Origin of the sequence: Winogradskyella pelagia (genome assembly GCF_017581965.1) — a bacterium.
GTDB classification, from domain to species: Bacteria; Bacteroidota; Bacteroidia; order Flavobacteriales; family Flavobacteriaceae; genus Winogradskyella; species Winogradskyella pelagia.
Map to the genome: position 1 here is coordinate 116,653 of NZ_JAGEVF010000011.1, position 19,334 is coordinate 135,986.

21 protein-coding genes are annotated in these 19,334 nt (G+C 35.3%); 9 read left to right on the forward strand and 12 right to left on the reverse strand.

Annotated elements, in window-relative coordinates; genetic code table 11:
* Positions 1-6 precede the first annotated feature (6 nt).
* The 4 genes from J4050_RS13255 to J4050_RS13270 all read right to left on the reverse strand — a co-directional run bounded on the left by J4050_RS13255 (position 7) and on the right by J4050_RS13270 (position 3,104).
* Positions 7-672, reverse strand: coding sequence for a uracil-DNA glycosylase family protein (locus tag J4050_RS13255; protein WP_208155072.1), 666 nt, complete (start codon positions 670-672; stop codon positions 7-9).
* On the reverse strand, positions 672-1,430 hold the full coding sequence (yaaA, locus tag J4050_RS13260) for a peroxide stress protein YaaA (protein ID WP_208155073.1): 759 nt from the start codon (positions 1,428-1,430) through the stop codon (positions 672-674). Before yaaA ends, J4050_RS13255 begins: the two co-directional genes overlap by 1 nt.
* An 85-nt stretch (positions 1,431-1,515) precedes the next feature.
* A complete protein-coding gene (locus J4050_RS13265; protein ID WP_208155074.1) occupies positions 1,516-2,547 on the reverse strand; it encodes an RluA family pseudouridine synthase in 1,032 nt (343 codons plus the stop codon).
* Between the two features lie 8 nt (positions 2,548-2,555).
* Positions 2,556-3,104, reverse strand: coding sequence for a PASTA domain-containing protein (locus J4050_RS13270; RefSeq protein ID WP_208155075.1), 549 nt, complete (start codon positions 3,102-3,104; stop codon positions 2,556-2,558).
* A gap of 127 nt (positions 3,105-3,231) precedes the next feature.
* Between J4050_RS13270 and J4050_RS13275 the strand changes: the two genes are divergently transcribed.
* Together J4050_RS13275 and coaD are read left to right on the forward strand one after the other, a co-directional pair.
* Complete coding sequence (locus tag J4050_RS13275; RefSeq protein ID WP_208155076.1) at positions 3,232-4,209, forward strand: D-alanine--D-alanine ligase; 978 nt, start codon at positions 3,232-3,234, stop codon at positions 4,207-4,209.
* A 41-nt stretch (positions 4,210-4,250) separates the two neighbouring features.
* Positions 4,251-4,712, forward strand: a complete 462-nt coding sequence (gene coaD, locus J4050_RS13280) for a pantetheine-phosphate adenylyltransferase (protein ID WP_208155077.1) — start codon at positions 4,251-4,253, stop codon at positions 4,710-4,712.
* Here the strand turns inward: coaD and J4050_RS13285 are convergent.
* From J4050_RS13285 to alaS, 6 genes are all read right to left on the reverse strand, one after another.
* Positions 4,705-5,355, reverse strand: coding sequence for a response regulator (locus J4050_RS13285; protein ID WP_208155078.1), 651 nt, complete (start codon positions 5,353-5,355; stop codon positions 4,705-4,707). The two genes, coaD and J4050_RS13285, sit on opposite strands and share 8 nt — an antisense overlap.
* Before the next feature lie 12 nt (positions 5,356-5,367).
* Positions 5,368-7,302, reverse strand: coding sequence for a tetratricopeptide repeat-containing sensor histidine kinase (locus J4050_RS13290; protein WP_208155079.1), 1,935 nt, complete (start codon positions 7,300-7,302; stop codon positions 5,368-5,370).
* 29 nt (positions 7,303-7,331) lie between these two features.
* Positions 7,332-7,778 (reverse strand): hypothetical protein, encoded by a 447-nt coding sequence (locus J4050_RS13295; protein ID WP_208155080.1) that lies wholly within the window; start codon positions 7,776-7,778, stop codon positions 7,332-7,334.
* A gap of 286 nt (positions 7,779-8,064) precedes the next feature.
* On the reverse strand, positions 8,065-8,601 hold the full coding sequence (locus J4050_RS13300; RefSeq protein WP_208155081.1) for a DUF6252 domain-containing protein: 537 nt from the start codon (positions 8,599-8,601) through the stop codon (positions 8,065-8,067).
* A 118-nt stretch (positions 8,602-8,719) separates the two neighbouring features.
* Positions 8,720-9,670, reverse strand: coding sequence for a GSCFA domain-containing protein (locus J4050_RS13305; RefSeq protein ID WP_208155082.1), 951 nt, complete (start codon positions 9,668-9,670; stop codon positions 8,720-8,722).
* A 3-nt stretch (positions 9,671-9,673) separates the two neighbouring features.
* On the reverse strand, positions 9,674-12,292 hold the full coding sequence (gene alaS / locus J4050_RS13310; RefSeq protein ID WP_208155083.1) for an alanine--tRNA ligase: 2,619 nt from the start codon (positions 12,290-12,292) through the stop codon (positions 9,674-9,676).
* 211 nt (positions 12,293-12,503) lie between these two features.
* Between alaS and J4050_RS13315 the strand changes: the two genes are divergently transcribed.
* From J4050_RS13315 to J4050_RS13335, 5 genes are read left to right on the forward strand one after another with little or no spacing between them, the layout of a single operon-like run.
* Positions 12,504-13,475 (forward strand): M23 family metallopeptidase, encoded by a 972-nt coding sequence (locus tag J4050_RS13315; RefSeq protein WP_208155084.1) that lies wholly within the window; start codon positions 12,504-12,506, stop codon positions 13,473-13,475.
* 1 nt (position 13,476) lies between these two features.
* Positions 13,477-13,806 (forward strand): MerR family transcriptional regulator, encoded by a 330-nt coding sequence (locus tag J4050_RS13320; RefSeq protein WP_208155085.1) that lies wholly within the window; start codon positions 13,477-13,479, stop codon positions 13,804-13,806.
* A 19-nt stretch (positions 13,807-13,825) separates the two neighbouring features.
* The gene (locus J4050_RS13325) at positions 13,826-14,425 is read left to right on the forward strand and encodes a LemA family protein (protein ID WP_208155086.1); all 600 of its coding nucleotides are present in this window, start codon (positions 13,826-13,828) and stop codon (positions 14,423-14,425) included.
* Positions 14,426-14,433: 8 nt separating this feature from the next.
* A complete protein-coding gene (locus J4050_RS13330; protein WP_208155087.1) occupies positions 14,434-14,871 on the forward strand; it encodes a TPM domain-containing protein in 438 nt (145 codons plus the stop codon).
* Positions 14,868-15,698 carry a TPM domain-containing protein gene (locus J4050_RS13335; RefSeq protein ID WP_208155088.1) on the forward strand — a complete coding sequence of 277 codons (831 nt, stop codon included), beginning with the start codon at positions 14,868-14,870 and terminating at the stop codon, positions 15,696-15,698. Before J4050_RS13330 ends, J4050_RS13335 begins: the two co-directional genes overlap by 4 nt.
* Before the next feature lie 2 nt (positions 15,699-15,700).
* Here the strand turns inward: J4050_RS13335 and der are convergent, their stop codons facing one another.
* Complete coding sequence (gene der, locus J4050_RS13340; RefSeq protein WP_208155089.1) at positions 15,701-17,005, reverse strand: ribosome biogenesis GTPase Der; 1,305 nt, start codon at positions 17,003-17,005, stop codon at positions 15,701-15,703.
* A gap of 84 nt (positions 17,006-17,089) precedes the next feature.
* On the opposite strand from der, the gene J4050_RS13345 reads away from it, so the two are divergent.
* Both J4050_RS13345 and J4050_RS13350 read left to right on the forward strand, forming a co-directional pair.
* A complete protein-coding gene (locus J4050_RS13345; protein WP_208155090.1) occupies positions 17,090-17,581 on the forward strand; it encodes a GTP-binding protein in 492 nt (163 codons plus the stop codon).
* 27 nt (positions 17,582-17,608) lie between these two features.
* Positions 17,609-18,340, forward strand: coding sequence for an SIMPL domain-containing protein (locus J4050_RS13350; protein WP_208155091.1), 732 nt, complete (start codon positions 17,609-17,611; stop codon positions 18,338-18,340).
* A 6-nt stretch (positions 18,341-18,346) separates the two neighbouring features.
* On the opposite strand, the gene era is transcribed toward J4050_RS13350, so the two are convergent.
* Positions 18,347-19,231, reverse strand: a complete 885-nt coding sequence (gene era, locus J4050_RS13355) for a GTPase Era (protein WP_208155092.1) — start codon at positions 19,229-19,231, stop codon at positions 18,347-18,349.
* Between the last annotated feature and the right edge of the window lie 103 nt (positions 19,232-19,334).

The following is a 19,334-nucleotide window of genomic DNA, read 5'->3' on the forward strand; positions in this document are numbered from 1 at the left end:
CTTATCCTAGGCTTTTTTTATAAAATAAGATTCATACTGCATTACCCTAAAATCAAACGTGTTGAATTTTGGGCACGTTGCTTTTAGCTGTTTATATACAGCCATACTGCCCACAGCTCTGTTTGCAGATCCAGATGGTGCTGTTAGGGAAACCGTTGTGATTTTTCTATTACTGAGTTCTAATTGATGTATTCTGGGAATAGCATTAGAAAGTAGTTTCAATTTTAATCCAAATGATTTAATATGTCTCCTAAAAAAATATTCTGGTCCATTTTTGCTGTTACCTCCAGTGAAAAGAATAGTATCTATATTGGAATGGTCCTTTAAGTAGCCAAGAAGGTTTCTTAATTGGACATTTCTCATGCCTGCATCTGAAGCATCCACTTTTTTGCGCTCGCATGAGGCTACAATATCGCAAATACCTATTCCTTTTGATATTAAGAATTGTTTTCTCTGCATAATGGCTTCGTCTGAATTATCATAGAGAAAACCTACAGCAAAAATAGCATCTAGAATAGGCCAAAGTTGCCCATCTCTACTACCGTAACAAAAATTAACGTCATCTGGTTTAAGTTGCCCTGTAGAAAATCTAGGAGGCGGTAATGTACCTACTATTAGTTTATTAGCGTCCTTTGGGATAAATGGTGGAAAGGGGTGCTTATGCAAAAACATTAACGTGTAAATACCAACTTAGAATCCGTTGATAACTCATCGCTCAATCTGTAGTTTTCTAGATTGAATGCTTTAATATCTTCAATAGTATTGGCATTAGTATCAACAATATAACGGGTCATTAGTCCTCTAGCATATTTAGCAAAGAAACCTATAACCTTATACTTGCCATTCTTAAATTCTTTGAATTCTATATCTATAACTGGGACTTTAAGGGCTTTTTTATCAACAGCCTTAAAATATTCATTGCTTGCAAGGTTAATAAAAAGCTCACCGTCTTCTAGTTCATTATTTAGGGATTGTGTTACTTTTTTTCTCCAAAACTCATATAGATTCTTATTCTTTCCAACAGGCATTTTTGTGCCCATTTCTAGTCTGTATGGTTGAACTAAATCTAAAGGTTTTAGCACCCCATACAATCCAGATAAAATGCGTACAGTGCCTTGTAACTTCTCCAATTTCGTAGATTCTATTGTGTAAGCATCTAAACCACGATATACATCGCCATTAAATGCATAGACAGCCTGCCTGGCATTATCTTTGGTAAAAGGTAAACTCCAGTCTTGATTCCTCTCATAATTGAGCTGTCCAAGATTATCTGAAATACTCATTAATTTAGACAAACTCTTAGCCGATTTCTTTTTCAATAATTTATTTAAGCGCTCGGCTTCTGCAAGAAAGCAACTTTCTGAAGTCTTTGTTGTCGGAAGTTTACTTTCAAAATCGAGAGACTTAGCAGGGGATATTACGAGTTTCATAGCTTTATTTTATATTATAAAAACAAAGTTACAATGCCACTTACAATTCTTAGATGACTTTTAAGAAATTATAACAATAGTACCATTAATTATCTTGATGCTTGGCATAATGGCGCCATTTCTCAATACATTGAACCATATCACTTGGAATATCTATTTCAAACTTTAAAAACTCCCCAGTTATAGGGTGATTAAAACCAAGAGTGCGTGCATGCAGGGCTTGCCTTGGTAGTATCTTAAAACAATTTTCTACAAATTGTTTGTATTTAGTAAAAGTAGTCCCCTTCAAAACAGCATTTCCCCCATAACGCTCATCATTAAAAAGCGTATGTCCGATATGTTTCATATGAACACGTATTTGATGAGTCCTACCCGTTTCGAGCTTACAGCTTAGCAATGTTACATAACCAAAACGCTCTAAGACCTTATAATGTGTCGTAGCAGGTTTGCCTTTATGACTATCTTCACCCTCAAATACGGTATTTTGGAGTCTGTTTTTTGGATGTCTGCCTATATGACCTTCAACTGTACCTTCCCCCTCCTCAACATTTCCCCAAACCAAAGCAATATATTCACGTTCTGATGTTTTTTCTGCAAATTGGTTAGATAAGTGATGCATTGCCTTTTCGGTCTTTGCAACTACTAAAAGTCCAGTGGTATCTTTATCTATGCGATGAACTAAACCCGGTCTATCACTTGAATTTTTAGGCAGATTTTCAAAATGGTAAATCAAGGCATTTATCAAAGTACCCGAGTAATTACCATGTCCTGGATGTACGACCATTCCTGCTGGTTTATTTACAACCAAAACATCTTCATCTTCATAAATAATATCTATAGGAATATCTTCTGCAACTAAAAGCTGTTCGTAATTTGGATGCTCAAAGGTTACCGAAATAGTATCATGAGGCCTTACTTTATAATTTGATTTAACAGGAGATCCGTTAACCAATACACCACCCTCTTTAGCTGCATTCTGAATTTTACTTCGTGTAATATTCTCTATATAGTTTAATAAGTACTTATCAATGCGAATAGGAGATTGTCCTTTATCTACTTTAAAGGAATGATGTTCGTAGCGGTCACTTGCATCCTGAGAGTTATCAATTACTGGCATCCCCAAGATTATAATTTACCGTTACCAATGACCAAATCAATTTTGGAAGTCAATGGCAATAAGGTTCCAGGGTCTAAGGGTTGACCCTTATAAGACATAGAGATAACACCTTCACCAATTGCATCTTTATAAGTTATTTCTCCTATTGTAAATTCCAGAGCCTCCAACTGTGGTTTCGCTTGTCTAAATGTGCGTTTTAGAACATTTGGTACAGCTACTTTTCTGTAACCAGATGGATTAAGGATGAGATAAATTTTCCTGTCTTCTTTTACCTTAGAACCCGCTTTTGGATTTTGTTCTATAACACTGTATTTTGGGTATTTAGGATTGTAATTTGCCGAATCCTGAATTTCCATGGCTAAGTCGTTGTCTCTCAATTCTATCTCAACAGTTTCAATAGATTTACCTTTTAAATCTGGCACTATAACGAACTCGTTATGATTAGTGCTAACATTTAACCATTTTAAAATTAGGAAACACAACACAACAATAAAGACAACAGCCAAAGCTAAATTCTTAAAAAACGCTTTACTGGTAAGAAATTTAATTAAGCTCATAAGCTAAATTTGATGGACAAAGCTAATAAATATTATAACGTCATAAAATTTATATACGTATGACATCTGCAATTAGTTTTTTGAAAATAAATCATACTTTTACCATGATACATTGCTTAAGACATTAATGAAAAAAAATATTGCCATAATAATGGGAGGGTATTCCAACGAATATAAAATCTCATTAAAAAGCGGAAGTGTTGTTAAAGCCTCATTAGACAGGAACAAGTATAACACCTATAGTATTCATATCTTTAAAGATAAATGGGTATATGTGGATGACGAATTAAATGAGAGTCCTATTGACAGGAATGATTTTTCAATTTTAATTGACGGTAAAAAAATAAAATTTGATTGTGTTTTTAACGCCATCCACGGTTCACCAGGAGAAGATGGCTTAATGCAAAGTTATTTTGAATTGCTAGCAATCCCACATACAAGTTGTAAAATGTACCAAGCTGCTTTGACCTTTAATAAAAGAGATTTATTGGCAACACTGCGACCATATGGCATAAAAACGGCAGCCAATTACTGTCTTAATTTAGGGGACGCTATTAATGAAGAGGCAATAATTGACAAAGTTGGTCTACCATGTTTTGTAAAAGCAAATAAGGCTGGCAGTAGTTTTGGTATTACAAAGGTTTATAAAAAAGAAAAATTACAACAAGCTATAAATACAGCATTTAAAGAGGATGACCAGATTATTATAGAGTCCTTTCTTGATGGTGTAGAAGTATCTGTAGGCGTTATTACCTATAAAGGGAAAGTTACCGTTTTACCAATTACAGAAATTGTTTCAGAAAATGACTTTTTCGATTACGCTGCCAAATACGAGGGAAAATCCCAAGAAATAACACCCGCAAGAATTTCTGCAGATTATGCCAGAAAAGTAAGTAAAGAAGCCCAACATATTTATGAAATACTTCAATTGACAGGGTTTAGCCGTAGTGAATTCATTTTTAAAGACAATGAACCCTACCTGCTTGAAGTTAATACAGTACCAGGACTAACCAAAGAAAGCATCTTACCGCAACAAGCGGCAGCCGCAGGTATTTCATTGGGCGAACTATTTGAAAACGCTCTAGACGAAGCCATGGCTAATTAATTAGTTATTTTTGTGCACTCAGATAAATAAACATAAAACTCATGAAAAGAGCATTATTTCCAGGATCTTTTGATCCCATTACACTTGGACATTACGACATAATAAAAAGAGGCGTAAAGCTTTTTGACGAAGTTGTAGTGGCCATTGGAATTAATGCAGACAAAAATTATATGTTTTCCATAGAAGAAAGGCAAAGTTTTATCGAGAAGGCATTTGCCCACCAACCGAAAGTTAAAGTAACAACCTATAAAGGACTTACTGTTGATTTTTGCAAAGAGATAGATGCTAAATTTATTCTCCGCGGTTTAAGAAACCCTGCCGATTTTGAATTTGAAAAGGCCATTGCCCACACCAATAGAAAGCTCTCTAAAATCGAGACCGTATTTTTATTGACAGCTGCTAAGACATCTTATATTTCTTCTTCAATAGTAAGAGATGTGATACGAAATAATGGGGACTATTCTGTACTGGTGCCTGAAAGTGTCACGGTTAATTCTAAATGAGATTATTTTTTCTAGCTTTTTGTACTGCCTCTAGCTTATTATGTACTTGTAGCTTTCGGTAAATATTTTCAATATGTTTTCTAATTGTCCCTGTTGACAAGATAAGATTATCTGCAATGGCATTATAACTTAGACCTTTACTCAATTGTTCAAGTACTTCAATCTCTCTATCGGTTAACTTGATTTGTTCTAAATCTTCCTTCTGGGATAATTCCAATGGATTCCGCAAAAGTTTAAGTGTTTTAAGCGCTATGGATGGATTCATCGCGGCTCCTCCATTTAGGGTTTCTATCATCCCTGAATTTAAGTCGCGAGCATTAATTTCTTTTAGTAAATAGCCATCAGCGCCAGCCTTAATTGCATTAAAAATATTCTCATCGTTATCAAAAACAGTGAGCATAATTATTTTAATTTGTGGATATTTCTGTTTCACCTTAGCAGTTGCTTCTATACCGTTCATTACAGGCATTTCTATATCCATAAGGATTAAATCCAAATTATGATTATCAGCAAGTTTGTCCAGTGCTTCCTCACCATTTGAAGCTTTAAATTTTACCTCAACATCTTCAAAAAAGGATAACTTTTCCTCAATGGCTTTAGTTAAAAAAACATTATCATCTACTATGGCTACTTTAATTCTCATTCCTGTACAGTTTTAGCAATTAAGGGTGATTTTAGTCCCCTTACCTATTTGTGCAATAATATTGAGCTTCCCATCAATCTCATTAGCCCTCTTTTGCATGTTATGTAAGCCATTTCCACGTTCTTCCTCATCAACATTAAAGCCTTTACCGTCATCGGAAATTGTAAAACAAAGTTGGGAGGCTTCTGCAGAAACATTAACTGTAATTGTCTTAGGTTCTGCATATTTTATGGCATTATTAATAGCCTCCTGAATGATTCTATAAATGTTCATACCCTTTACTGAATTAAAGCTAGCATCGGTGTCTACATTTTTATCAACGTTAAAATTGAATTGAATGCCTTGGGCTGCGATATTAGCCTTTTCAATAAAATTAGATATACGGACCTGTAAATCTTCAAATGAGATTTTATTTTTATTCATGGCCCATATAGTGTCTCGTAACTCATAAATAGTAGAGGTTGTAAACTCACTAACACCTTGCAACTTATCGTTCAACTTTTCCGGTAACTTGAATCCAAACTTTAAATTATCTAAAGTTGAGATTATAAAGGTGAGCTGAGCACCAATATTATCATGCAAATCCCTAGAAATTCGAAGCCTTTGGTCTTGCAATTTGTTTTGCGTTTCAATTCTAACCAAAGCTTCCTTTAATTCGCTTTCCTTCTTAATTTGTTCTGTTTTTAATTTTTGTCTGTTGTAAAACAAAAGACCTAGTAAGGTAACAATGAAAACCATTCCGCCCAACCCAAGCACATAAAGGTTCTTTTTGCTAATATCCAATTCCTTTTCTGCAATTTCGGCGCGCTGGGTAATTATTTCCTTCTCGCGAGCCACAGCATTGTACTTTTCCTGAACATCCGCAACTTGTTTAACTACTTTTTCATTAAATAGCGAATCATTAAATTGCTTGTATAGTGCATTGTAATATTTGGTGCTATCTGGCAAGTCTTTATAAGCAAAATAGATAGATAGCTTATCATAGGCGTTCATTATCTGTTCATTGGCTTGGGAAGCTCTAGCTAAAGCTAAACTTTCCCTTAAATAAGGCTCTACTTTACCAATTTGTTTGGTTTCCAAGTACAGGGAACCTAGATTGAGCAGTGTACTTCCTTCACCAAAATTGTCATTAAGCTCACGTCGGATGTTCAATGATTTTTGATAATTATCAATGGCTGCTAAATACTTTTTTCTATTCATATAAATGCCTCCGATATTATTATATAGAGCCGCTAATTCTTTGGAAAAACCTTTATTCCTTGCAATCTTGAGACTTTTTGAATAGTAATTTTCGGCATTGGTGGTATCGGCCAAGAGAATATAAGCATTAGCAATGTTGTTGTATGATTTTACCAAGGCTAACTGATCATTGATTGCGAAGTTGTACTGAGCAATTTCCTTATGTGTTGCTAGTGCCTTATCATATTGCTTCAAGTTTTTATAAATATTGGCAATATTATTCTTTAGAATAAAGGCGTTACGCTCAATTCCGTTAGACTCGTATATACTGAGAGCCTTAAGGGCATATACTAAGGCAGAATCGAGTCTATAGGTGTTTTGATGCACAAGGCCAATTTTATTATACAAGCTGGCCATGCCAAGACTATCGGGAGTAGTTTGTCTTATTTTTAAAGATTTAAAGTAGAACTGTAAGGCTTTGTTGTACTGGGCTTTGCTGTAGTACAAAATGCCTAAATCATTTAAAGCTTGGGCTTCACCCTTAACATTATTTTTCTCTTTTGAAAGACTTAAAGCCTTATTTCCATAGAAAAATGCTGAATCTTGAGATACTGTTCTATAGTACCAGCACAAATCACTGTAGGCCCTAATTTTAATGGAATCTGAAGGTGTATTTCTAATAACAACTTTTAAACTATCTATGATATGTTGTTGACTTGAAACTTGGGTCAAACAAAATAGTGATAATAATAATAGTAGTTTACGCATAAACAAATAAAGACTTCAGTTTGTTGACTCTAAGTTAAATATTTATTAATAATCTCAGTTGTAATTGAGATTTCATTAGACTGATTGATTAAAAGATTCAAGCGTTCATTTATCGGTAAGTGTCTGGAATCTAAATCTTCTGAAATTCTATTAAGCTGTTTAGTTAAGGACAAACTTCTCGTTGTTAATACTGAACTTGAAGCGAAGATTAAGGCCATTTTTTCCTTTAAATGCTGAGATTCCTTTCTTTCATCATACAAATCTGGTATTAAGGCTTTAATGGTTTTAGTGGTTGGGTTCCTGCGCATGATGGAAAAAACTTTTATGGACAATAAAACAACGATAAAGCATACTACCCAGAGCAAAATGGAGTACCATACATCATAAACATTTCTTGATTTGTCTGTGTTAAAAACAATGACCTGTTGGTAACTATCAGAATATGCTATGTTACAAATGCTAAAAAGAAAAGGCATCAGATATAATTTAGGTTTTATCCTAAAATTTATAACTGATGCTTTCTTAAAAAAATTGATTAATAGCATTACTAATATATTACTATTTATAAGTAAGTGTAGTTTTTTTCGATAAAGAGGCTTTTAGGAAAGATTAAGCGCAATTAGAAACTAATTACGCCAAATCCTAATCAAATCTCAACAACAAGATTTTATGATATCGAGGTTCTATGAAAGTCTCTTCTGTGATGTTGAAATTTGATACATAAGCCTATTGAGTTGTTACATAGGCCCTAAGGGTTCCCATTTAATTGGCAGTTTCCTTGGACAAATCAAAAGAGCCATTTGTAATCGTCTTTTCCGATTGATCTCCGTTGACATTCTTAGCTGTAAAATTGAAAGTACCTATGACATTGGTATTTGTTTCTTCCGAAATATTAACTTCACCTACCTCAGTGTCATTGTAAGGTGCTTGCCATATCTCTGTTGTAGAATTCGTCGGATTATTAAGGTCCACATCAGTTTCAGAATAAGACGCTGAATTAAAAATATTTATATCTCCTCCAAGAGGATAAGTTCCTGGACCACTATATCCAAATATGTTAATTGCGAAAGCATTTCCATCGCTATTAGTGGCAATAATAGTAAGATTTTGCCCACCATTAGAAACTGTTGCTGAAGAACTGATATCTAAAGATTGAAATGACCCTCCATCAACAGTGGCAGTTAAGGTTCCTGAAGGGGCTGTACCAGGACTGCCGCCGTCGTCATCACTTTTGCAAGATGAAAATGTTACTAGAGACACTGTCATTATAAGTAACATAAATTGATTTAATTTTCTCATTGTTGAAATATTTATTGGTTAATACATCAACAAATTTGAGTATTGTAACTCAGAAATCCTATACGATGAATTGCGTATATTTTTACAGATATTTGTTTTTTAGATACTTAAAAGTATTTTAAAACCGAATTTGCGGAAATTCATCTTGAAGGTCTTTGACTTTTAAGCTTAAACTGTCCTTAAACTCGGAATAAGATTTAGAGCTAGGCTGAAATGGTCTGTGCTTAAACCCCTTTTGAATTACATCAACTTTTTCTTTAACCTCGATAGCTTCATTAGTAAGCCATGCCTCCGTAAATCGCTTCCAAATAATGTCTATGGCCAATTGATTTGGATGAAGCATGTCAGTTTCATAAAAGCGATAGTCCCTTAATTCATCCATTTGAATTTCGTAGGACGGGAAGTAATAGCTCCTATTTCTAGGATTAACTACTTTATGTATGGATGCGAGAAGATGCGCCTTACTCCTATTATTTTCAACGAAGCCATCTTTTAGGTGTCGAACAGGGGAGACTGTGTAAATAAATGTAACATTGGGATTAATATTCCTTACCAGTTCTAAAATGCCATCTAAAGATTCTGATAGTTCATTTACGGACAATAACTCTTTTAAAAATTGTTTTTGGGGTACTTTATGGCAATTAGACACAATACTATCCTTATCTAAATGACGATAGACCCACGCTGTACCAAGCGTAATTACTAAATGGGTTGCTGTTCTCAACCATGTGTTGGTGATGTCTAACTGTGTATTTAACGTGTTGCATAATTGGTCTGCGCTATCGGCATTCCACTTAGAGTGCGCGTCAAAACTATAGAATATCCCATCACTATTACAAAGCTCATCCTTGGTGAAGTAGGTTTTGTTTATGGCTCTTGAAATCAACCTTTCAATACCATATACATGAAATTGGATACCCAACGGATTTGCAAAAGCATTTAATTTAAAATAGGATAATTTTGCATAAATATTTTCCGAAAAACAAGATCCTAATAGCAAAAGCTTAGACTCATAATCAATTTGATTATGCCGTTGTTTCTGAACAGATATTTGGGTCTGTAATTTCAAAATTTATTTAGAAATTAGATTCACAACTTCTTTAAGAGCAGAATCGATACCTTCTATATTTTTACCTCCCGCTGTAGCAAAAAACGGCTGACCTCCACCACCACCTTGGATGTACTTCCCTAACTCACGTACAATTACACCTGCATTTAAGCTTTTACTTGCCACTAGCTCTTTAGATATATAGCAAGACAATAAGGCTTTACCGTTATTTTCTGCTCCAAATAATAAGAAAAGATTATCATGTTGGTGTCCCAAATCAAAACATAAGTCCTTAATGCTTGCTGGATCTAAATCTATCTTTTTTGCTAAAAACTGAATACCATTAATTTCCCTTAACTCACTTTTTAATTCTGTCTTAAGGTTTTTTGCCTTGTCTTTTAGCAAAGCTTCGATTTGTTTTTTTAGCTCCACATTTTCTTCTTGCAAATTCTGCACTGCTTTTACAGGCTCATTCGCGTTTTTCAACACAGCTTTTACAGCTTCAAATTGCTTTTCAACTGTTTCAAAATAATCACCAACAGCTATATTAGTAATCGCTTCAATGCGCCTAATACCAGCTGCTATAGCACTTTCAGATTTAATCTTAAAATACCATATGTCACCTGTCTGCGCCACGTGAGTACCACCACAGAGTTCCATGGACTGCCCAAATCTAATAGTACGTACATTATCACCATATTTTTCACCAAATAAGGCAATAGCGCCTTCATCGAGTGCCTTTTGCATTGGTATATTTCGGTGTTCTACTAACGGCAGATTTTCTCTAATTCTGGCATTTACAAAATCTTCAATCTCTTGCAATTGCTCATCTCCAACCTTAGAAAAATGCGAGAAATCAAAACGTAAAGACTTCGGTTTTACTAAAGACCCTTTCTGCTCAACATGAGTACCAAGGATGGTCCTTAAGGCTTGATGCAGTAAATGTGTTGCGGTATGGTTACTTGCAGATAAGCGTCTAAATTCTTCGTTAACCACAGCTTTAAAGCTTTGCTCTAAATGTTGTGGTAGGTGCTTTGTAATATGTATTATAACATTGTTCTCTTTCTTGGTATCTGTTATGTAAACAACACCACCGTTAGCTGTTTCTATATAGCCGCGATCACCAACTTGACCGCCACCTTCGGGATAAAAAGGGGTGCTATTAAATACTAATTGGTATTGATCACCGTCCTTTTTAGAAACTACTTTTCTATAGCGCGTTAACCTAACCTCAGCAGTAAGCTGATCGTAACCCACAAAATCTTCGGTTTGATTATCTTGGATAACTATCCAGTCTGAAGTTTCTGAAGCCGAGGCCGACCTAGAACGCTCCTTTTGTTTCTGCATGCCTTGGCTAAAACCTTCCTCATCCACAGAATACCCTTTTTCCCGAGCTATCAATTGTGTTAAATCTAATGGAAATCCATAAGTGTCGTACAATTCAAAGGCCTTAGAGCCTTCTATAATTTTGTTTGTTGAATCCTCGATTACCTTGTCTAATAATAATAGTCCTTGATCTAAGGTTCTTAAAAACGAATGCTCCTCTTCCTTAATGACATTTTCAATTAATCGCTCTTGTGTCTTAATCTCTGGAAATGCCTCACCCATTTGTTTCCCAAGGGTATCTACCAACTTGTAAATAAAAGGTTCTTTTTGATTTAGAAAGGTAAACCCATATCGAATGGCTCGTCTTAATATACGACGAATGACATAGCCTGCCCCAGTATTGCTCGGTAGCTGACCGTCTGCTATTGAAAATGCTACAGCCCTAACGTGATCAGATATAACACGTATGGCAACATCAACATCTGACGATTTGCCATAACTATTATTTGTTATTGTTTCAATTTCTCTAATGAGAGGTGTGAATACATCAGTATCATAATTAGATTGAACGCCTTGTAAAACCATACAAAGTCTTTCAAAGCCCATTCCTGTATCAATATGCCTGTTTGGAAGCGCTTCTAGACTGCCGTTAGCCTTTCTATTATATTGCATAAATACAAGATTCCAAATTTCAACAACTTGAGGATGGTCTTGATTAACTAAAGATGCACCATCAACCTTCTGTTTTTCTTCTTTGGAACGAATATCTACGTGTATTTCGCTGCAAGGCCCGCAAGGCCCTTGATCTCCCATTTCCCAGAAATTGTCCTTCTTATTTCCTTTAAGAATCCTTTCTTCATCAATAAACTTTTTCCATATCCCGAAGGCTTCCTTATCCATTTCAAGTTGGTCGTCATCATCACTCCCTTCAAAAACTGTGACATAAAGTATATCTTTATCAATGCCATACACTTCGGTTAAGAGCTCCCATGACCAAGCAATAGCCTCCTCCTTAAAATAATTTCCAAAACTCCAGTTGCCTAACATTTCAAACAAGGTGTGATGATAGGTATCATAACCCACCTCTTCTAAATCATTGTGCTTTCCAGAAACACGCAAACACTTTTGTGTATCTGCAATTCTATTATGCTTAGGCTTTGCATTACCAAGGAAATATTCTTTAAAAGGTGCCATTCCTGAGTTTACAAACATTAGGGTTGGGTCATTCTTCACCACCATTGATGAAGACGGAACTATTAAGTGTTCTTTTTGTTTAAAAAATTCTAAGAATTTATTACGTACATCTTGGGACTTCATAATACTTCTAACTTTAATACCTTTACTTGCATTTAAAACTTATACCTCCTCTAAACAAGGACATATTGGAATGAATTTAAGCGCATAATCCCAATTTCTATTTTGTTTTTTAAATTTGTTATAGAAATAAATTTAAGGGTACTAGCGTTACGCTTACATAATATTTACATACATTGTACATAAACGCTGCAAAAATACTATAAATTCAAACATGGGTAAGGTAAAATATTATTACGATCCAGAGACGCTTTCTTACAGAAAAATAAAGAAGCAAAAACGGACAACTTTTAAATATGCCACTGTTTTTATTTTGGCCTCAGCGTTATTCGGATTTATATTCGTATTTATCGCTAGCCATTACATTGAATCTCCTCAAGAAAGGGAGCTTGCAAGAGAGTTGGAAAACATGCAACTGCAATACGAGCTATTAAACAAACGTATGGACGATGCTATTACAGCTCTAGAAAATGTAGAAGAACGCGATAATGCTATCTACAGGCTTTATTTTGAAGCGAATCCCATACCAGAAGAACAGAGACGAGCAGGATTCGGAGGGATCAATCGCTATAAAAAGTACGAAGGCTATGATAATTCTCAACTCATTGCAGAGTCTAACAAACGTTTAGACATCTTAGAAAAAGCCATTGTGATTCAATCCAAATCGCTTGATGAAATTGCAAAATTGGCCGAGGATAAGGAGAAATTCTTAGAGTCAATACCTGCCATACAACCTGTTAACAATGAAAATCTAACAAGAATGGCATCGGGCTATGGCTATAGAACTGATCCTTTTACAAAAGTGCGAAAGTTTCACTTTGGCATGGATTTTACTGCACCTAGAGGTACACCTATCTATGCAACTGGCGATGGTGTAGTGAAGAGAGCAGACAATCGTTCTACAGGTTACGGAAAACATATACGTATTGATCATGGCTATGGCTATGTTTCTCTTTATGCACATTTATACAAATACAACGTGAGAGTTAATCAGCGTGTAAAAAGAGGTGATTTAATTGGATTTGTAGGTAGCACAGGACGATCCGAAGCACCTCATTTGCACTACGAAATTTTTAAAGATGGCCAACGTATTAATCCTATTAACTTCTACTACGGCAACCTATCTCCTGAAGAATTTGATGAATTGCTCAAAAAAGCATCTTTAGAGAACCAATCCCTAGATTAAAATGTATTTAGAATTACCAGAAAAACGATATTATGGAATTGGCGAAGTTGCCAAAGCATTTAATGTTAACACATCTTTAATTAGATTTTGGGAAAAAGAATTTGATATCATAAAGCCAAAGAAAAATGCTAAAGGAAATCGTAAATTCACTCCAGAAGATATAAAAAACCTAAAATTTATTTACCATTTAGTTAAAGAACGCGGATTCACCCTAGAAGGTGCGAAAATCCATCTAAAAGAAGAGCGCAAACAAAGTTTAGAGAAATTTGAGATTATAGAAAAATTAGAGAGTATAAAAGCGCAACTCATAAAAATTAAATCACAATTATAAATCGTAAATCACAATCAATATGAAAAAGTGGCTCATCCCATTAATCGTAATTTTAATTCTTGGCTTCGGTGCTTACCAATGGGCTGTAGGATTTAACAACACAGCCGTAGAATATGAAGCCAATGCCAAAACAGCTTGGTCTAATGTAGAGAGCTCTTATCAGAGACGAAATGACCTCATCGGAAATTTAATAAAAACCGTACAAGGCGCCGCAGATTTTGAACGGACTACCCTAAGAGAGGTTATTGAAGCTAGAGCAAAAGCAACCTCAACTACTATTGATGCGGGTAACCTTACCGCTGAGAATATGGCGCAATTTCAACAGGCACAAACAGGTTTAAGCGGTGCATTATCAAAACTTTTAGTATCCGTTGAACGATATCCAGAACTGAAGGCCAATCAGAATTTCCTCGAATTACAAAGTCAATTAGAAGGTACAGAAAATCGAATTAATGTGGCAAGAGATCGCTACAATGAAAAGGTTAATATATACGACATACATACCACTAAATTTCCAGGTAAAATTTTAGCAGGTTGGTTCGGATTTGAAGATATGCCTAGGTATAAGGCCGACCCAGGAAGCGAGAATGCGCCAGATGTTAATTTTGAATTTAACTAAAAATCACCATGCCATATATTGAAGATTTCCTTACTGCCGAGGAGGAAGGGGAAATCATCGAAGCCATTAGACTTGCCGAGAGCCAGACCTCTGGAGAAATCCGTGTACATATTGAACAAAATTGTAATATGGACGTCTATGAGCATGCTCTAGAAATATTCCATGTTCTAAAAATGGACAATACGAAAGAGCAAAACGGCGTACTCATTTATGTGGCCGTTGACAATAAGTCCTTTGTTATTTGTGGTGATAAAGGTATTAATGATATTGTTGGCATTAATTTTTGGGATAGTACTAGAGACAAAATCCAAGAACAATTTAAACACGGCCAATTTAAACAGGGATTAATTGATGGCATTGAAGAGGCCGGAAAAGCCTTGTCTAAATATTTTCCGTGGCAATACGGTGATAAAGACGAATTAGATAATACCATTTCTAAAGGATGATAAGTATAAAACGATTTTGCCTTAATCTAATTACAGCTCTATCATTTATGGGTTGTTGGATGAGTAATGCCCAATATGAAATTCCAGAAAAACCAGAATTTCAGACGAGTGTTTACGATTATATTAATCTCCTGAGCACTGCTGAAAAGTTGCAATTAGAAAATAAACTCATTCGTTATTCAGATACCACATCTACTCAAATTGTTATAGCTATTATAAACTCTACTCAAGGTGAATACATTAACTACCTTGGTGCCCAATGGGCAGAAGAATGGGGCATTGGACAAGCAGAAGAAGACAATGGCATCTTTGTATTACTCGCTAAGGATGATCGCAAAATAGGTATTAATACAGGAAAAGGTATAGAGTACCTTCTAACCGATGCCTTGAGCAAGCGTATTATTGAGAGAGATATTATACCATATTTTAAGCGAGGTGATTATTACGGAGGTCTCAATCGTGGAACTGATGCTATTTTTGAGGTATTAACAGGTGCTTATTCGGGAACGAGATCATCTGGCAATGCCACACGATTTCCTTTTGAAATATTGATTTTTTTACTCATCATATTTATCATTTTTATTATTGCCATTTCTAAAAGTCGCGGTGGTGGAAACAATCGTGGAGGCGGAAAGGGATTCAAAGATACAAGCTTACTCGAAGCTATAATTCTAAGCAATATGGGCAGAGGTAGTTACCGACGCCGCTCTTATGGCGGCTTTGGTGGTTTTGGCGGAAGTTCTGGTGGTGGCTTCGGCGGTGGTGGTTTTGGCGGTGGATTCGGCGGAGGCAGTTTTGGTGGTGGTGGTGCTTCTGGAGGTTGGTGAAACTATTTCTTACGCATATAGACACTAACAGGGACACCTGTAAAATTGAAATGGTCTCGTAATTGATTTTCTAAAAAACGTTTGTAAGGCTCCTTAACGTATTGTGGTAAATTACAGAAAAAAGCAAACTGAGGCTGAGGCGTTGGCAGCTGCATGATATATTTTATCTTAACATACTTCCCTTTGTAAGCTGGTGGTGGATTCTTTTCTATAATTGGAAGAAAGGTATCGTTTAACACACTTGTTTTAATCCGCTTTGAACGATTCTTATAAACCTCTACTGCCGTTTCAATAGCTTTGAATATGCGTTGCTTATTCAACACTGAAATAAAAACAATTGGTACATCTGTAAAGGGTTCTATTTCCTTTCTTATCAGCTTTTCATAATCCTTAACCGTGTGATTGTCTTTTTCAACTAAATCCCACTTATTTACAAGTATTACTATTCCTTTACGGTTTCTTTCTGCGAGCCAAAAAATATTCTGTACCTGTCCATCAAAACCTCTAGTCGCATCCATAACCAAAAGACATACATCTGCATGCTCAATTGCCCTTACACTTCTCATTACGGAATAAAACTCTAAATCCTCTTTGACTTTAGACTTTCGTCTTATACCAGCAGTATCTACTAAATTAAATTCAAAACCAAATCTGTTGTATTTGGTATCAATTGAATCTCTAGTTGTACCTGCTATGTCTGTTACAATGTAACGGTCTTCGCCTATAAGGGCATTTATAAAAGAGGATTTACCGGCATTTGGCCTTCCGACCACAGCAAATCTTGGCAGTTCTTCCTCCTCACTTTCTTCTTTTTCAGGTAGTGCCTCAACAACAGCATCCAATAAATCACCTGTTCCACTTCCGTTTATACTAGCAATGGTATAATAATTTCCAAGACCTAAGGAATAAAACTCAACAGCGTCCTCTGAACGCTTATTATTATCAACTTTATTTACGACTAAAAACACAGGTTTTTTAACTTTACGAAGCAGATTAGCAACATCTTCGTCCATTCCCGTAATTCCAGTTTCAACATCTACCATAAAAATTATAGCGTCCGCTTCATCAATAGCAAGTTCTACCTGCTTATCAATCTCCTTTTCAAAAACATCATCGCTTCCTATAACATAACCTCCAGTATCAATAATCGAGAATTCCCTCCCGTTCCAATCTGTTTTACCATAATGCCTATCTCTTGTCACACCACTAACAGCATCAACAATGGCCTCTCTCCTTTTAATTAAACGATTAAAAAAAGTTGATTTCCCAACATTTGGCCTTCCTACTATGGCTACTATATTTCCCATGTTACTAATATTGGCGCAAAGGTAGTATATAATCTTAGATATCATTTAAAAGAAAATATGTAAATTAACTTCTTAAGAAATGACATGGCATTACCAAATGACATCATATTACGACCGAGATTTAAATTCGACATTGAGTTAAGTAATGAGGATTTACTAGAGCGTTTTGGTTCTAAAACGGATTCTGAATTTATAATAACACGAGTTGACGATCATGTTTTTATAAGGTATCCTAAGCAAAATCAGCATTTTTGGTCTCCTCAACTTCACCTAGAGATTAATGAGAAGGATGAAAAAACCTCAACTGTACACGGATTATTTGGGCCAAATCCAACCATATGGACCATGTTTATGTTCCTTCATTTTGTTGTTGCAGGATTTTTAATAGCTTTTGGAATTTGGGCTTATACTAATGCAAGATTAGGCCAATCTTACGCTATTCAACTATCTGTAGCTTTTATGATGGTGGCCTTTTGGTTTGTGCTCTATTTTGCTGGTAGAATGGGGCGTGCTAAAGGTAAACCAGAAATGGAGCAGTTATTCGGATTCATGAGGACGACCATTTTAGAAAGTTAAACGTATATCTTATATAATTCCTTTATTATGAAGAAAAATATAAACTCTGTTTTATTCAGTATAGCTATAGTTGTAGCTGCCTATATTTTAGGACATGCAGTAATCAACCGAAATGAAACCAATGGTGAAATCTCAGTGACAGGCCTAGGAACCTCTAATTTTACGTCGGACCTTATTGTTTGGGAGGGTTCCTTTAGTGCGGAAGCTACAAATTTAAAAGAGGCCTACGATGAATTAGAAAAATCTAAAAAAATCATCGCAGAGTATTTAAAAAGTAAGGGTGTTCAAGATTCAGAATTAGTATTTAATGCCGTTACAAGCACAAAAAATCAAAAAAACAAGTACTCTAGTGATGGTAAGTATATTGGACAAGAATTTCTCGGTTACATCTTAACTCAATCTCTTAAAGTTGAATCAAAAAATGTTGAAACCATTGAGAAAATATCTAGGGAAATTACCGAACTACTAAACAAAGGAATTAATTTCTATTCTAATGCGCCACGATATTATTACACTCAACTGGCTGATCTTAAAATTGAAATGATATCTAAAGCCACATCAGATGCACACTCAAGAGCAGAAAATATCGCAAGTAATTCTGGGAGTAAACTCGGTACGCTAAAATCAGCCAAAATGGGTATTTTTCAAATCACAGGGCAAAATTCTAGCGAAGATTATTCTTGGGGCGGAACGTTCAATACCGCATCTAAAAAGAAGACAGCTAGTATTACAATGAAACTTGTCTACGACATTGATTAGGCTTTGTTACTGTTTTTGATTGTAGCCAAATCTTTTAAGTTGCTTAGCATTAGAGCGCCAATTTTTATTCACCTTTACATAAAGCTCTAGATGCACTTGTTTACCAAAAAATTTTTCCAAGTCTTTTCTGGCTTCAATGCCAACACGCTTTATCGCTTCACCTTTATGACCTATGATAATGCCTTTTTGAGAATCGCGCTCTACCATTATAACACTCCGCATTCTAATGATGTGGTCTTCCTCAAAAAACTCTTCAGTATCAACTTCTACTGAATAAGGAATCTCTTTTTTATAATGAATTAATATTTTTTCCCTTATAGCCTCATTGACAAAAAAACGTTCAGGCTTATCCGTCAACTGGTCTTTTGGATAAAAGGCTGGTGATTCCGGTAACAACTCTACAATCCGTTGAAATACATTCTGAACATTAAAACCGTTCAATGCAGAAATAGGATAGAATTCTGCGTTAGGTACTTTTTTCTGCCATAATTCTGCCTGCTCTTCTAGTTGTTCTTGGTTAGAAGTATCAATTTTATTTAGTAATAAAAGAATGGGTATTTTAGAGTTAGTAATTCTTTTGAAGAACGCATCATCCTTCAATTCCTTTTCTCCAATTTCAACCATATACACCAATACATCAGCATCTTCAAAAGCAGATTTTACAAAATCCATCATAGACTGTTGTAGCTCATAAGCCGGTTTAATAATTCCAGGTGTGTCACTCAAAATCATTTGAAAATCATCACCATTAACAATGCCAAGGATTCTGTGGCGTGTTGTTTGCGCCTTTGATGTAATAATAGATAACTTTTCGCCCACAAAAGCATTCATCAATGTTGACTTACCAACATTTGGATTCCCGATAATATTTACAAAACCAGCTTTGTGCATTTGGACTTTTTATTTAGGACAAAGTTACAACCTTTAATCTAACAAACATTTTAATTCTTGTAATGCATATGACAAAAATCACACTTTAAGCCATACCGTTTCT